Source organism: Hydrogenophaga sp. (genome assembly GCF_030373225.1).
In the GTDB taxonomy this organism is placed as follows: Bacteria; Pseudomonadota; Gammaproteobacteria; order Burkholderiales; family Burkholderiaceae_C; genus Hydrogenophaga.
Map to the genome: position 1 here is coordinate 1 of NZ_JAUCZG010000030.1, position 15,501 is coordinate 15,501.

Sequence of the window (15,501 nt, forward strand, 5' to 3'; positions counted from 1 at the left end):
GGCGTGCGCAACCAGGACGGTGCGGTGATCGCGGCGCGCGAGTCCCTGGCCATCGCCGCCGGCGCGATCCACAACACCGAAGGGGCTTTGCTGCTGAGCGCGGGCGATATGGCGCTCTCAGCCAGCGAGCGGCTGGAGAACCGCTCGGCCAGCATCGAGGCGCTGGGCCAGCTCGACCTCCGCACGCCGGTGCTGGTCAATGCCAACGACCACTTCGAGACCCGGCTCGTTCCGGTGGAGGGCCCGACGGCGCTCAGCCTGATCCAGCCCAGCGGCAGCTCAGCGCGCGTTCCGGTCAGCCGTCTGGTCTGGGAGGCATGGCAGCGCGCCGGTCAGTACCGCTACGACACGTCGCCCGACCCCCACGCCGGCGTGGCGCCGGTGCTGGGCAAGACACCCATTCCCGAGCTGGGCCAGGTGAGCTGCAGCGACCCGGACAACGAAGCGAGCTGCGTTCGTGTGCCTGGTGCCGACTACCCCGCCAACGACCCGGCCTGGGCCTGGTTCAAGCTGGCTGCGCCTTCGCCCGAGCCCCCGTTGCCCGAGCCTGTGGCCCCGCTGCCTGAGCAGCCCGTGTTGGCGCCACAGGCCACCCCGGCACAGCGTGCCGCGCACGAGCAAGCGCTGCTTGCCTACCAGGCCGCACTGGCCCAACACCGGGCCGCGCAGGCTGCCCGCACCGCCTGGGAAACCTGGGACAGCCAGACCGAGGCGCTGTACGCCGAGCTGGACGCACGCATCGAGGCCTACAACCAGGGTTTCGCCAGTCATGTGATCCGCGACTGGAGCCGCTTCGACATCCAGCGCACGGTGAGCCAGACGCAGGTGGTGCGCAGCGAGCCAGGACGCATCACCGCCGGCGGTGACCTGTCGCTGCAAGGGCAGGATCTGCTCAACGCCGACAGCGAAATCGTCGCCGGCGGCGCGCTGCGGGGCGACCTGCACAGGCTGGTGAACCGGGCCACGCCCGGCGAGCGGGTGGTGCAGGACAGCGGCACGGTGCACAGCAGTTGGGTCTTCAGCCGCCGCGGCGGCAAGCTCAGGCTCGGCACCAAACGCTGGTACCGCGACACCAGTGCGTCGGCGCCTTATGCACCGCCGGCCGACGTCAGTTCGGTCGATCTGAACGTGGCCCGGCTGATCGGACAAACCGGCACGGCGCCGTCTCCAGCACTGGCCCTGCCCTCGGGCGCCCTCTTTGCACCGGTTGCCGACCCCTCCGCACGCCACCTGCTGGAAACCGACCCGCGCTTTGCCGACCATCGACAGTGGCTCAGCTCGGACTTCATGCTGCAAGCGCTGGCCACCGACCCCGACACGGTGCACCAGCGCCTGGGAGACGGCTTCATCGAGCAGCGCCTGGTGCGCGAGCAGCTGGGCGCTCTCACCGGGCAGCGCTTCCTGGGCGACTTCAGCAGCGACGAGGCCCAGTTCCGCGCGCTCATGAGCGCCGGCGTCACCTTCGCCCAGGCGCACCAGCTGCGCCCGGGCGTGTCGCTGTCCGCCGCGCAGGTGGCCCAGCTCACCAGCGACATCGTCTGGCTGGAGACACAGACCGTCACGCTGGCCGACGGGCAGACCCAACAGGCCCTGGTGCCGCGCGTCTACCTGTTGCCACGCGCCGCAGACTTGAGCCCCGATGGGGCGCTGATGGCCGGGCGCGAGCTGCAGCTCGAGCTGGACGGTGATGCGATCAACAGCGGCCAGCTGTCTGGCCGGCGTGTGGTGCGCATCGACGCGCAGAACATCCACCACCTGGGCGGCAAGGTTTCGGCGCAGGTGGTGGATCTTGACGCGCAGCAAGACATCGCCAACATCGGCGGCCGCCTCAATGCCCGTGACGCCCTGCGGCTCAACGCGGGGCGCGACATCGTGGTGGACAGCACCACCACCACAGCGAGCAGCACGGCGGGCGCCAGCCGCTTCGAGCGCACCGCCCTCGACCGCGTGGCCGGGCTGTATGTCAGCGGCGAGGCCGCCACGCTGGTGCTCAACGCCGGGCGCGACATCCGGCTCAAAGCCGCTGTGCTGGAGAACGCCGGCACCGGCGACACCGTGCTGCTGGCCGGACGCAACCTGAGCCTGGGCACCGTCACCACCGGCAGCGAGGACAACATCCACTGGAATGCCCACACCCGGCTGCGCGTGGACCAGCGCCGGGAGACCGGCACAAGCATCCGCGGCGGTGGCGATGTGGTGCAGCGCGCCGGGCAGGACATCACCGCGCGCGCCGCGCAGGTGCAGGCTGCAGGCGAGCTCAGCTCGGTGGCCGTGCGCAACAACCTGGTGGAAGCGGGAGACACCACGCTCGAGCTCGATGAAGCGCGCCGCAGCCAAAGCCGGGGCGCCTTCTCCAGCAAGACCACCACCACGCAAATCACCCACCGCAGCGCCCAGGCGCAAGCCAGCGAGCTGCAGGGCCGCAGCGTGGAAGTGCTCGGCACCAACGTCGTCACGGTGGGCGCGAACCTCCAGGGACGCGACAGCGTGCATGTTGAAGGCACCGACCAGACCCTGCTGCTGGCCACCCAGGACCGCAGCGTCACGCAGGTGGAGGTGCAGACCCGGCGCCGCGTGGCCGGCATCTCGGCGGGCAAGCGAGAGAGCACCGACACCGTGGTTCAGAACACCAGCGTCGGCACCGAACTCATCTCCGACCAGGCCGTGCGCATCGGCGTGGGCGAGCGCACCGAACTCATCGGTGCGCGGGTTGAGGCGCCAGCCATCGGGTTCAGCCGCAGCGAGCACGCCGCGCCCGGCGCTGCGGGCGAGTTGCTGCTCGGTGGCGCCGTCGATCAAGACGTTCACAGCCACCAGAGCAAGACCGTGACCGCCGCCGTCTGGCAAAAGACCGTCAGCCGCGGGCACGAGACCGAGACCCTGAAGCCCACCGAGCTGCACGGCGAGCTTCGGTTCGACCCCGGCCTCGCCATCAGCGCGCAGCTGCCACAGGGCCCGCTGCGCGAGCAGATCGGCCAGCTCGTGCAGCAACCCGGCCTGGCCTACCTGGGCGAGCTGGCCGGGCGAGACGACATCGACTGGCAGGCCATCGAGCTCGCCCAGCGGCAGTGGCACGACGAGCAGCAAGGCCTCACCGGCGCGGGCGCGGCCCTGCTGTCGCTGGCGGTGGGCTACCTCACGCTGGGCATGGGAACCAGCATCGTGGGCACCACCACCGCCGCCGGAACCACCACCGCTGGTGGCGTGACGCTGGCCACCACCACCGCCGGCGTCACCACCACCACCGCCGCCGGCGCCGCCCTCAACGCCGGCTTCACCAGCCTGGCCAGCACCGCCGCGGTGAGCTTCGTGAACCACGGCGGCGACCTGGGCGCCGTGTTCAAAGACCTCGGGTCGAGCGCCAGCGTGAAGCAACTCGTCACCGGCATGCTCACCGCCAGCGCCGTGACCCGCCTGGGCAACCAGATCCACTTCGGTGGCAAGCCGCTGGCCAGGATCACCGTCAAGGACGGCTTCACCGCCCACCTCAGCAAGACCCTGATCGAGCAAAGCGCCGGCGCAGCCATCCACAGCGCCATCACCGGCGCTTCGCTGCAGGACTCGCTGCAAGCCGCCCTCATCAACAGCCTGATCACCAGCAGCACCGCCGTGGGCGCCAACGCCATCGGCGACCTGGGCCTGCAGCAGGACGGCAGCGGCCGGCCGGTGCTCAACCCGGCCGGCAAGGCCTTGCTGCATGCGCTGGTGGGCTGTGCGGGCGCAGCGGTGCAAAACGCATCGAGCGGCTGCGCCGCCGGCGCCAGCGGCGCCGTGCTCGGCGAACTCGCCGCCGCCTGGCTCGACCCCAACGGCCACAAACCCCGCGAAGAAACCGAAGCCTTCGCCGCCGCCGTGGGCGGCCTGGGCGGGGTGCTGGCGGGTGATGAAAGTGGCGTGGGTGTGAACCTGGGCGCGCAGGCCGGGCGCAATGCGGCGGCGAACAACTATTTGAACCACGTTCGCCCCAACATGCTGCGCCTGTCGGAGGTGGAGCAGTACGAGCGCGCGGCCAGCGAATGCGGTGCAGGCGATGTCAGCGCCTGTGCGCGCCGCGATGACCTCGTGCAAACCTCCAGGGAACGCGACCGCGAACTGCAGCAAGCGTGTGGTGGTGCCACGCCAGTGCTGTGCAGCAGCCTCTCGGCCGAAGCACGCGCCATGGGCAGCACGGTGCTCGGCCAGCCAGGTCAGTTCGTCTACGCCAACAGCCCGAACGGGGAGTTCGACTTGAATGTGGTCACGGTGGGCCCCGTCACACCCAACCCCGCGCTGCGCCAGAACTTCCACATTCAACTGGCGCAAAGCACCTCACAAGGTTTGCTGTTTGCCCTGCCCGGGCCCGAAGACGTGGCCATGGGCGCGCTGCTGCTCACCGCACCGGGCAAGATGCTGGCCGAGGTGGTGGTCCAGGGCGGGCAGAAGCTGCTCAGATTCGCCGACGGCGTTGTCGCCCCGGTGGGCAGTGCCGAGGCCAAGCTGCTGGCCGAGGCGCGGATCAAGAATAATCACTACGCCGATGGCGGCATTGCCGATCCACTTCGACCCGTGTCCGTCTTGGGATCGTGGACGCCAGCTGCCGAGCTGACGGCGAGGCATGCGGATGAGCTGATCGCAATGAGTTTGCCTTGGGGCAGCCGGGTGACAGGACTGCGCCCCGCCGATGCAGCCAATGCTGCGGCAAAGGCCAGCGGATTCGGGTCGCCGTTTGTTCCAGGATCCTCGATCGTCGAGATTGAGATTGAACAAGGGGCTAAGTTCGTACGGGTATTCGGAGGTGACTCCCCTCAAGGCGGGACGTGGATCATGCGCGCCGATGACGTAGTGGGACTCACGCCGCAACAGATCGCCAGTAAATACGCACTGCCGCAAGTGCCCACCAAAATCACCGACGTGCGACTGCCATCCGGCGTGAAAATCGAAGCCAGCGTGGCGGGCGCCATCTCGCCGAATGCTTCGCAGGGCGTGTTCACCGGGGACAACGGCGGGGGCGGCGGGGTGCAGTTTCAGATTCGCTACACAGGAAAGCTGCCATCAGACTGGTTCGTCAACGAGAGGCCTCTCCCATGAAAATTGAGCGAATGTTGGGTTGGCCGTTGAAGCGCGTGCACTTGCCCGATGGCGATCTGCTGGTTCTGCAGTACTGCAAAACAGGTGATGAGCCCGACTTGTCACTCCACGACATCAATCACAACGTCTACCGCCTCAACCCCCAGCGCCAGATCGTGTGGCAGGTAAAGCGCGACGACAGCAACCACCCGCCGGACTGGTGGGAAGTACTTCACCGCGTTGCGCGGGAAGAGGGTCATGACGGAGCGCGCGAGCCGTTCACGGAGTTCATGCTTGAGTACCCCGATGGGTCCAACAACAAGACTGAAATGGAGACCTTGCCATTGCAATCCGAGTGGGTCCCTGGCTGCAAGGTCTGGCTGCGTGGTTCTGCCTATCAGCTCTACGTCCTCGACCCTGACACCGGCATCGCAACCAACGTGACCAAATGGCCCATGCGACCATGGTGAAACTGAGATCTCCGCGAGCCAATCGTCGCACCTCGCGCTGCAGCACCGCCGCGGTGAGCTTCGTGAACCACGACGGCGACCTGGGCGCCGTGTTCAAAGACCTCGGGTCGAGCGCCAGCGTGAAGCAACTCGTCACCGGCATGCTCACCGCCAGCGCCGTGACCCGCCTGGGCAACCAGATCCACTTCGGTGGCAAGCCGCTGGCCAGGATCACCGTCAAGGACGGCTTCACCGCCCACCTCAGCAAGACCCTGATCGAGCAAAGCGCCGGCGCGGCCATCAGTAGCGAATGGAAAGGCACCAACGGCACTCCGATGTATGTGGTCGAGTTCAGCGCCAAACCCGGCGTCGGCTTGCGTGAGGGTCAGGTGGGCCTAATGTATGACCGGTTGACAAGCCTCTTCCTTCCTGGCGGGGGACATCAGGTTCAGTTCTTGAACGTCACTCCACAGACCTCGCCAAATAGCTTCGTCATCGATATCAACACTTCAAGAAGGCTTGCGCCATGACCACCAAGATCCGACAAACGTTCCTTCTCTGGCATGCGGCCGATGGTGAACAGCTCCAGTACATCGTTGATCGAGGAGGCCGATCTGACGAAGGTAACTGCGAGAAGCTGCACTCGCTCAAGAAACCGGCAACACCGGTGAGTACGCAACTCCTTCTTGAGGATGATCGGCTGATCACACTGCCCTTCAACGACTTCGCATGGATCCTGCCCAACCGCACCGGCGTCCTTGTCATCTTCAAGCCAGGCAGCTACACCCACCCCGACGGCAACGATATCTTTCCCTGCCCCAACAATGCCGCGATCTACAACGCGGACGGCAGCTTGCGTTGCCAAGTGCGCTTCGCAAGTGGACCAGAACGGAGTGCGCCCTACGTTATCGATCGGACATTCACGCGCACGATCACCCACCAAACCCTGCCCATCGGTCGGCGAGGTGATCCCATCGACCCTCCCATCGTGCAGTTCGGTGTGCTGGTAGGCACCAGGGAGCATCCGCCCGAGAGCTTCTATGTGCTGAACACTGAAACAGGCGAATTGACCAACGGGTTGTTCAGTGTTCCTTACTGAGCATTGCAGAAGTCAGTGGCTTCACCAATGTCCGGTCACGACGTGCACGCCTGCGCCAATGATTCCTGTCTTATGAAAGACCCCAAAGGAAACCAACATGAACCTGCTCGACCCCGTCACCGGCGTTCCCAAGAACGTGGCGCAGTGGCCAGTGAGACCGTGGCGAAGCTGCGCTCCTCTCGGACGACACGCCGACCCTCGCGCTACAGCATCGCCGTTCAAGTCGTCTCTGAGTTTTGTGCTCAATCCCAAAACCATTCGGGAGTTGAAATGAACGCCATGGCCATATCCCAGGTGATGCTGTTGAAGGAGGGGGCAGACGGGGAACGCGCATCGGTGACCACCGATGGAAGCTGTGAGCCAGGTGAGAAGAGATGGGCTGCCGTTCACGCCTTGAAGCCACCCAAACGGGAAATCGAGACACGTCTGCTTCTTGAGGATGGCGCATACGTTCCCCTACCGTTCTGTGAACTCGCCTGGATCCTCCCCGACCGCACCGGTGTCCTCGTCATCTTCAACCCCGGCCGCTATACGCATCTCGATGGCAGCGACGTCTTCCCGTGCCCCAACAACGCTGCCATCTTCAACGCCGACGGCAGTCTGCGTTGTCAGGTGCGCTTTGCAAGCGGACCAGAACGAAGCGCGGATTGCGTCATTGGTCAGACCTTCACGCGCACGATCACCCACCAAACCTTGCCCATTGGTCGGCAAGGCGATCCCATCGACCCCCCCATCGTGCAGTTCGGTGTGCTGGTAGGCACCAGGGAACATCCGCCTGAGAGTTTCTACGTGCTGAACACCGAAACAGGCGAATTGACCAACGGGTTGTTCAGTGTTCCTTGCTGAGCATTGCAGCAGTCAGTGGCTTCACCGATGTCCGGTCACGACGTGCAAGCCTGTGTCAAAGATTCCTGTCGCCTGAAGGACCCCAGAGGAACAGCAGGAAAATTGAATGGGATGTTCGATAGACAAACAGGCGCACTGCTTCCGGGTGGGGGCATCAAGTTCAGTTTCTTGCAACCCCGCCTTTTCTGGCTCCTGATAAGTTCATGATCGATTTGACTCGATCTGGAGGCATCCAACCGTGAACAGCACAAACGTTCTTCAGACCTATGTGCTGTGGAAAGGAGTAGACGGCGAGCTCTTCCGGTACATCTTTGACAGCGGCGTCTTGTCCGACGAAGGAAACAGTGAAGGCCTTAGGGCACTGAAGGACCCTGCACGCCCGTTGAGCTGTCAATGGCTTACCGACAAAGCCGGCTACGTTTGCATGCCGTTCAAAGACTCGGCTCGCATCCTCCCCGACCGCACCGGCGTCCTTGTCATCTTCAAGCCAGGCAGCTACACCCACCCCGACGGCAACGATATCTTTCCCTGCCCCAACAATGCCGCGATCTACAACGCGGACGGCAGCTTGCGTTGCCAAGTGCGCTTCGCAAGTGGACCAGAACGGAATGCGGATTGCGTCATCGGTCGGACCTTCACGCGCACGATCACTCACCAAACCTTGCCCATCGGTCGGCGAGGCGACCCCATCGACCCCCCCATTGTGCAGTTCGGTGTGCTGGTAGGCACCAGGGAACATCCGCCCGAGAGTTTCTACGTGCTGAACACCGAAACTGGCGAATTGACCAACGGGTTGTTCAGTGTTCCTTGCTGACCCGCCGGTGCCGACCACATTCACCGATGTGCAACGGCCTCGTGTGGTGTCAAACCTTGATGGTTTGGCGTCTCTGGCGACCTGTTCTAGGGAACGGTCATCGGCCCGTTTTCACCGCGGACTGCCCGCCGCCAGCCACGCCCGCCACCCGCCGAAGTGGGTGATGTCGGTGGCGCCGGTGATGCCGATGCCTTCGCAGATGAAGCCGGGCACCTCGCTGCCGTCGGCCAGTTTCACCTTGCCGATGCCCAGCGGCGCCGGGATGCCGGCGACGAAGCTGCCGAAATGGGTGGCGGGCAGTTCCCACACTTCCAGCGCGATGGGCGCGCCGCCCTCGGTCACGCGCACCATGCCGGGCCGCTGAACCGGGCCGCCGGCGAGTGCGTGCAGCTGGTAGTCGGGGGCGGACAGCGGGCTGCTCACCAGGCGGGCGCCGCGGCTGGTGAGCTGGTGGTTCAGTGGCAGGCCCGAGAGGTGGGCGCCGCACACGGCCACGCGCACGGTGCCGCTGCCGGCGGCCCCCACTTCGCCCGATGGCAGGCCGGTGCAGGCAGGCGCCTGGGCCAATCGTGCCGATGTGGCGCCGAGCTTGAAATCCTGAGCGCGGTGAAACCGGTCGGCCAGGCGCAGCAGGGCGAGGTCCTTGAACGCGGGTGCGGCCAGCGTCACGCCCCATGGCAGGCCTTGTGCCGGGCCGTCGGCCAGGAAGCCCGAGGGCACGGCCACCGCGCTGTAGTCGAGCAGGTTCATGAAGTTGGTGTAGCGACCCAGGTTGGAATTGAGCTGGATCGGGTCGGCCTGCATCTCGGCAATGCGGTAGAGGGTGCCGGCGGTGGGCGTGAGCAGGCAGTCCACATCGCGCCAGATGGCGTCGCACACACGCTTGAGGGCCTTCAGGCGGTAGCTCGCGGCAAAGGCCTGGGCGCCACTCACGCTGCGGCCGCCTTCGATGATGGTGCGCACCGGGGGGAACACGGCCTCGGGTTGCGCGTTGATGAAGTCCTGGATGGCCACGTAACGCTCGGCCACCCAGGGGCCGTCGTAGAGCAGGCGCGCAGCCTCCAGGAACGGCGTGAGGTCCACGTCGACCGGTGTGCCGCCCAGGGACTTGAGGCGCTCCACCGAGGTGGTGAACAGCGTTGCTGCAGCGTCGTTGCCGAAGAATTCCAGGTCCTGCGCGCGCGGCACGCCAAACCGGAACGGGCCCGCAGAAAAATCCACGCCGAATGGCTGGGCCGCGCGGCTGTAGGCATCGGCCGCGTCGAACGCCGCCGCCGCGCCCAGCACGGCCTGCGCATCGGCCGCGGTGAGCGCGAAGATGGAGACCGTGTCCAGCGAACGGCAGGCCGGCACTACGCCGCTGCCGGAGAGCAGGCCCAGCGTGGGCTTGAGGCCCACGAGGTTGTTGAACGAGGCCGGCACGCGGCCCGAGCCGGCGGTGTCGGTGCCCAGCGAAAACGACACACACCCCTTGGCCACCGACACCGCCGATCCCGAGCTCGAGCCACCCGAGATGAAGTCCGGATCGAACGCGTTGTTGCAGGCACCGAACGGAGAGCGCGTGCCGTTGAGGCCGGTGGCGAACTGGTCGAGGTTGGCCTTGCCCACCGGCACCGCGCCGGCCGCCATCAACTGCTGGACGAGGAACGCGCTTCCGGTGGGGGTGTAGGCAAACTCAGGGCAGCCGGCGGTGGTGGGAATGCCCGCCAGGTCGATGTTGTCCTTCAGCGCAAAGGGCACACCGAACAGTGGCAGGCTGGCCGGGTCCACGCCGTCGAGCCGGGCCACCAGGGGTGCGGCTTCGGCATCGGACAGCACGTGGATGAACGCATGGTGCGTGTCGGCGCGGCAGCGTGCCAGCGCCTCGGCGATCACCTCGCGCACGGTCGTGCCGCTGCGGTAGGCGGCCTGCAGGCTGGCGAGGTCGAAAGAGAGTTGGCTCAGGGACATGGAATCACTCCGTTGTTGTTCTGACATCAAATGGCTTCGTCGATCAGCACCAGCACGTTCTGCCCGGCCGACACCGAGCCCCCTTGTGCGCACATGAGGCTGTGCACCGTGGCGTTGGCCGGCGCGAGCAGGTTGAATTCCATCTTCATGGACTCGATCACCAGCAGCACATCGCCGGCCTGCACCTGCTGGCCCACGCTCACCGCCACCTGCCAGACATTGCCCGGCACGCTGGTGGCCAGCAGGCGGCCGCCCTCGGGCAGGTCGATCTCGTCGGCCACGCCGGCGCTGGCGGCCGTGTCCTCGCTGCTGAAGTCGTTCTGGCCCGCGGCCACCCAGCGCTCACGCTCGGCCTCGAATGCGGCCTGCTGCCGTGCCTTGAAGCCGGCGATGCTCGCGGCGTTGTCGGCCAGGAAACGCCGGTAGTCCTTCAGGCTGAAGGTGCCGTCTTCGGTGCGCAATGCGTAGCCGCCGTGCGGAAAGTTCGCCCGGATGGTCTTGAGGGCCTCTTCGCTCACCGGCTCGAAGCGGATCTGGTCAAAGAAGCGCAGCAGCCAGGGTTGTTCGAAGGCGCTGCCCGGGGTGCCATGGCGCCAGCGGTTCCACATCTGCAGCGTGCGGCCCACAAACTGGTAGCCGCCCGGGCCCTCCATGCCGTAGACGCAGAGGTAAGCCCCGCCGATGCCCACGGCGTTCTCGGGTGTCCAGGTGCGCGCGGGGTTGTACTTGGTGGTCACCAGGCGGTGGCGCGGGTCCAGCGGTGTGGCCACCGGCGCGCCCAGGTACACGTCGCCCAGGCCGAGCACCAGGTAGCGCGCGTCGAACACGATGTTGAACACGTCCTCGATCGAGTCCAGACCGTTGATGCGGCGGATGAATTCGATGTTGCTCGGGCACCAGGGCGCGTCCGGCCGCACCGATTGCATGTATTTCTCGATCGCCAGCTTCGTCTGGGGGTCGTCCCAGCTCAGCGGCAGCACCACCGTGCGCGAAGGCACCACCATCTCGTCCACCGGCGGCAAGGCGTCGTCCACCTCGCTCACCGTGCGCAGCAGTTCGTCGCGCGGCAGCAGGGCCGGGTCGAAGTGCACCTGCAGCGAACGGATGCCCGGGGTGAGGTCGATCACACCCTTGAGCTGTTGCGCCTTCAGGCCATGCAGCAGGGCCTGCACGCGCATGCGCAGTTCCAGGTCGAGCGTGAGCGGACCGAACTCGATCAGCACATACCGGTCACCCGCCTGGCGGATCACGCGGCGCGGGCGGTCGTCATCAGCGGCCCGGTCGTCGAGCACCGGGCTCGCTGGTGAGCCGGCCTGCCGGTGAAAGCGCACCGTGTCGCCAGGCCGCAGTTGGCCCAGCTTCCACAACTCGTCGTGCAGCACCACGGCCGGGCACACGAAGCCGCCGAGGCTGGGGCCGTCGGGCCCGAGGATCACCGGCATGTCGCCGGTGAAGTCGACCGCGCCGATGGCGTAGGCGTTGTCGTGGATGTTCGACGGATGCAGGCCGGCCTCGCCGCCGTCGGTGCGCGCCCACTGCGGCTTGGGGCCGATCAGGCGAACGCCGGTGCGGCTGCTGTTGTGGTGGATCTTCCAGTCGGTGCCGAAGAACAGGGTGATGTCCTCGGGCGTGAAGAAGTCGGGCGCGCCGTGTGGACCGTACAGCACGTTGATGTCCCAGTGGTTCGTGTAGGTGGGGGCTTCGACAGGCTCAGCCCGAACGGAGATTTGTTCAGCCCCAACGGGATCAGCGAGATGCAGCACATCCCCCGTGCGCAGATGCCGCCCCGCGTGCCCGCCAAACTGGCCCAGCGTGAAGGTGCTGCGGCTGCCCAGGTACAGCGGGACATCGAGCCCGCCCGCCACCGCCAGCGCCAGGCGCACACCGCGTTCGCAGCGGCCCACGGCCAGTGTGCCGCCGGCGGGCACGTCGATCGCCTGCCACATCGGCACGGTCTCGCCGTTCAGCGTGAGCCTCGCGGGCGCACCCGTCACGGCCACCACCGTGGCCGTGTTGAAGCGCAGCGTGGGACCGGCCAGCGTGATCTCGAGCGCGGCGGCGCCGGCGGCGTTGCCCACCAGCGCATTGGCCGCGCGGTGCGCACGCATGTCCATGGGGCCGCTGGGCGGCACGCCGACGTCCCAGTAGCCTTGCCGGCCCGGCCAGTCCTGCACGCTGGTCTGCACGCCGGGCTCGATCACGTCGATGGTGGCCGGCTGGTAGGCGAAGGTGGAGAGAAAACGCGTGACCTGTTTGCCGGCGCGGAACACCGGGTCGCGCACCACCTGGCGCAGGTAGCCCAGGTTGGTCTCGATGCCGGCCAGGCGCGTGGCGTCGAGCGCCTCTTCCAGCTTGATCAAGGCGGCCTCGCGCGTGTCGGCGGTGACGATCAGCTTGGCCAGCATCGGGTCGTACCAGGCGGGCACCTCGGTGCCGCGCTCCACCCAGCTGTCCACACGCGCATGGCATGGCGCATCGGTGGGGAACACCACCTCGGTGAGCAGGCCCGCGCTGGGCTGAAAGTTCTTCGCCGGGTCTTCGGCGTACAGCCGCACCTGGATGGACGCACCGCGCGGCGTGGGTTGCAGCGAGTGCAAGGGCGGCAGGTCGCCAGCGGCGAGCCGCAGCATCCAGGCCACCAGATCGACACCACACACCTGCTCGGTCACGCCGTGCTCCACCTGCAGGCGCGTGTTCACTTCGAGGAAGTAGAACGCACCGGTGGACGCGTCGACCACGAATTCCACCGTGCCGGCCGACCGGTAGTTCACCGCCTGTGCCAGGCGCACGGCGGTGGCGTGCAGCTCGCTGCGCTGGGCATCGCTCAGGCCGGGCGCCGGGGTCTCTTCGATCACCTTCTGGTTGCGCCGCTGCACCGAGCAGTCGCGCTCGCCCAGCGCGATGACGCCGCCCGTGCCGTCACCGAACACCTGCACCTCGATGTGCCGCGCCTGCTCCACGTACTTCTCGATGAACAGGCCCGCGTCCTTGAAGTTGGCTTGCGCCATGCGCCCGACCGAGTCGAACGCCTCGCCGAGTTCGGCGGCGCTCCACACCAGCCGCATGCCGATGCCGCCACCGCCCGCCGTGCTCTTGAGCATCACCGGAAAGCCCACGCGCGCAGCCTCGCCCTGCGCTTGCGCAAGGTCGGTCAACAGGCCCGAGCCGGGCAGCAGCGGCACGCCACGCTGCTCTGCCAGATCGCGTGCGGTGTGCTTGAGGCCGAAGGCGCGCATCTGCCCGGGCGTGGGGCCGATGAAGGCGATGCCCGCGGCTTCGCACGCCTCGGCAAACGCCGGGTTCTCGGAGAGGAAACCGTAGCCGGGGTGGATGGCCTGGGCACCGCAGTCTTTGGCGATCTGCAGGATGCGCTCGGCGCGCAAATAACTTTCGGCCGCGGGCGCCGGGCCCAGCAGATGCGCTTCGTCGGCCTCGCGCACATGGCGGGCCTGTGCGTCGGCTTCGGAGTACACGGCCACGCTCTGCACGCCCAGGGTTTTGAGCGTGCGGATGATGCGGCAGGCGATGGCGCCGCGGTTGGCAATCAGGACCTTGCTGAACATGGGAGGAACCTTGGATCGAAAAGGGCAGGCCGTCCTGCGAAGGGGTCTCGCGGCAGCGGGTCGTCCCGCTGCGCGCATCGGCAGAGGTTCAGGTGGGGTCCCATACCAGCAACTGGATGGGCGTGGGGTTGTAGGCGTTGCAAGGGTTGTTGAGCTGCGGGCAGTTGCTGATCAGCACCCACACATCCATGTCTGCCTGCATCTCCACGTACTTGCCGGGGCCCGACACGCCGTCTTCAAAACTCAGCGCGCCGTCGTCCGTCACGGGCACGTTCATGAAGAAGTTGATGTTGGGCACCAGGTCGCGTTTGCCCAGGCCCACGTCGGCGTGTTGCAGGGCGATCAGGTAGTTGTCGCGGCAGCTGTGCATGAACTTCTTCTGCAGCGCGTAGCGCACCGTGTTGCTCTCGGCCGCGCAGGCGCCGCCGAGCGTGTCGTGGCGGCCGCAGGTGTCGGCCACGATGGTGAGCATGGCGCGTCCGTCGTTGCTGCGGATCACCGAGCCGGTGGTGAGGTAGATGCCACCCTGGCGCTGCATGGTGTCGGTGGCGCTGTAGTGCTCGGCCGGGTCGTGGCGGTTGTAGAACAGCACGTCGGCGGCCTGGTTGCCTTCGAGGTCGACGATGCGCAGCGTCTGCCCGCGCTTCACTTCAAACAGGATGGGCTCACCGGCGGGGTGGCGCTGGTTCATCACGGCCTGGGCCGGGTCCAGCTTGCTTTCCAGGATGCGGATGTCGGTGGCGGTGGTGTTCATGGTCAGGTGCTCCTCACAGGTACAGCATGTCGGTGTTGTGCAGGGCGCGCGCGTTCTCGGGGCGGAAGGCGCGGCACACATCGTTGGCCGGCGCAGCGCCGCAGCGCCAGGCCAGCAGACCCACCTTCTTCGGCGCATACACCGGCGCGGTGTCCAGGCCGTGCGGCGCGGTGCTCAGGGCCAGGATCACGTCCATGTCGAAGCGCAGTTCCACAAAGTCGCCGGCCTTCGCGTGTTCGGGCACAAAGGCGAATCGTCCCTGCGCGTCCACGCCCACCTTGCTGAAGAGGTTCACCGGCGCAATCAGGTCGCGCCGGGTGAGGCCGTGTTTGCCGATCTCGATCAGCAGGCCGTCCTTGCCGGATCGGTGCATGGCGTTGCGCGCATGCTCGTAACGCTTCTCGCCGTACTTCTGCAGCATCAGGTCGTTGTCCAGCAGCGCGCCCAACGGGTCGTGCCAGCCCAGGCTGTCGGCGGTGAAGCTGGCCATGCTGCGGCCCATGTCGCTCATGAGCACGTGGCCGCGTGTGTAGTGCGCCGTGTGCTGCGCCTTCAGGCTGTCGGGCATGTTGTAGCGCTCCAGCTTTTCCATGGCGCTGTAGAGCACCAGGCTCAGGTTGGCCCCGGCTTCCAGCGCCACGAAGCGGATCGCGCTGCCGCGCGGCATGCGCCAGCTCCAGTGGCTGCCGCCGGGCACCACCTCGCTCCACATGGCGCGCGCCGTGTCCACCCCTTCGAGCGCGGCAGCGGGGAAGCGCTGCCACAGCGCGGGGGCGTCCACCGGGGCGGCGAGCGGCGGGTTGGGCGGCACCACGGTCAGGGGGTCTGCAATGTCTTGCGGGTTCATGCTTGTCTCCGGTTGATTGAAATTCGTTCGGGCTGAGCCAACTCCCGTTCGGGCTGAGCCAACTCCCGTTAGGGCTGAGCCTGTCGAAGCCCTCGCCAAGGTGCTGGTGAACCCTTCGACAGGCGCAGGGCGA

At 66.8% G+C, this 15,501-nt stretch carries 11 protein-coding genes; 7 read left to right on the forward strand and 4 right to left on the reverse strand.

Going from position 1 to position 15,501, the window contains the following annotated elements:
- The 7 genes from QUV35_RS15125 to QUV35_RS15155 all read left to right on the forward strand — a co-directional run.
- Nucleotides 1-5,067: DUF637 domain-containing protein (locus QUV35_RS15125; RefSeq protein WP_300875830.1), on the forward strand; the 5,067-nt coding region annotated here is incomplete at its 5' end.
- Nucleotides 5,064-5,516 carry a hypothetical protein gene (locus QUV35_RS15130; RefSeq protein WP_300875832.1) on the forward strand — a complete coding sequence of 151 codons (453 nt, stop codon included), beginning with the start codon at nt 5,064-5,066 and terminating at the stop codon, nt 5,514-5,516. The genes QUV35_RS15125 and QUV35_RS15130, both read left to right, overlap by 4 nt.
- Nucleotides 5,510-6,025: a DUF637 domain-containing protein gene (locus QUV35_RS15135; RefSeq protein WP_300875934.1), complete on the forward strand. Its 516-nt coding sequence runs from the start codon at nt 5,510-5,512 to the stop codon at nt 6,023-6,025. The genes QUV35_RS15130 and QUV35_RS15135 overlap by 7 nt, the downstream gene beginning before the upstream one ends.
- Nucleotides 6,022-6,594, forward strand: coding sequence for a hypothetical protein (locus tag QUV35_RS15140; RefSeq protein ID WP_300875834.1), 573 nt, complete (start codon nt 6,022-6,024; stop codon nt 6,592-6,594). Before QUV35_RS15135 ends, QUV35_RS15140 begins: the two co-directional genes overlap by 4 nt.
- A 97-nt stretch (nt 6,595-6,691) precedes the next feature.
- Nucleotides 6,692-6,868 carry a hypothetical protein gene (locus tag QUV35_RS15145; RefSeq protein ID WP_300875836.1) on the forward strand — a complete coding sequence of 59 codons (177 nt, stop codon included), beginning with the start codon at nt 6,692-6,694 and terminating at the stop codon, nt 6,866-6,868.
- On the forward strand, nt 6,865-7,440 hold the full coding sequence (locus tag QUV35_RS15150) for a hypothetical protein (protein WP_300875839.1): 576 nt from the start codon (nt 6,865-6,867) through the stop codon (nt 7,438-7,440). Before QUV35_RS15145 ends, QUV35_RS15150 begins: the two co-directional genes overlap by 4 nt.
- 238 nt (nt 7,441-7,678) lie before the next feature.
- A complete protein-coding gene (locus QUV35_RS15155; protein ID WP_300875842.1) occupies nt 7,679-8,254 on the forward strand; it encodes a hypothetical protein in 576 nt (191 codons plus the stop codon).
- A gap of 111 nt (nt 8,255-8,365) precedes the next feature.
- On the opposite strand, the gene atzF is transcribed toward QUV35_RS15155, so the two are convergent.
- The 4 genes from atzF to QUV35_RS15175 form a co-directional block, all read right to left on the reverse strand.
- The gene (gene atzF, locus QUV35_RS15160; protein WP_300875845.1) at nt 8,366-10,204 is read right to left on the reverse strand and encodes an allophanate hydrolase; all 1,839 of its coding nucleotides are present in this window, start codon (nt 10,202-10,204) and stop codon (nt 8,366-8,368) included.
- 26 nt (nt 10,205-10,230) lie between these two features.
- Nucleotides 10,231-13,767 (reverse strand): 5-oxoprolinase/urea amidolyase family protein, encoded by a 3,537-nt coding sequence (locus tag QUV35_RS15165; RefSeq protein WP_300875847.1) that lies wholly within the window; start codon nt 13,765-13,767, stop codon nt 10,231-10,233.
- A gap of 88 nt (nt 13,768-13,855) precedes the next feature.
- Nucleotides 13,856-14,500 (reverse strand): urea amidolyase associated protein UAAP2, encoded by a 645-nt coding sequence (locus tag QUV35_RS15170; RefSeq protein WP_300875936.1) that lies wholly within the window; start codon nt 14,498-14,500, stop codon nt 13,856-13,858.
- A gap of 34 nt (nt 14,501-14,534) precedes the next feature.
- Nucleotides 14,535-15,233 (reverse strand): urea amidolyase associated protein UAAP1, encoded by a 699-nt coding sequence (locus QUV35_RS15175; protein ID WP_300875939.1) that lies wholly within the window; start codon nt 15,231-15,233, stop codon nt 14,535-14,537.
- Nucleotides 15,234-15,501 lie beyond the last annotated feature (268 nt).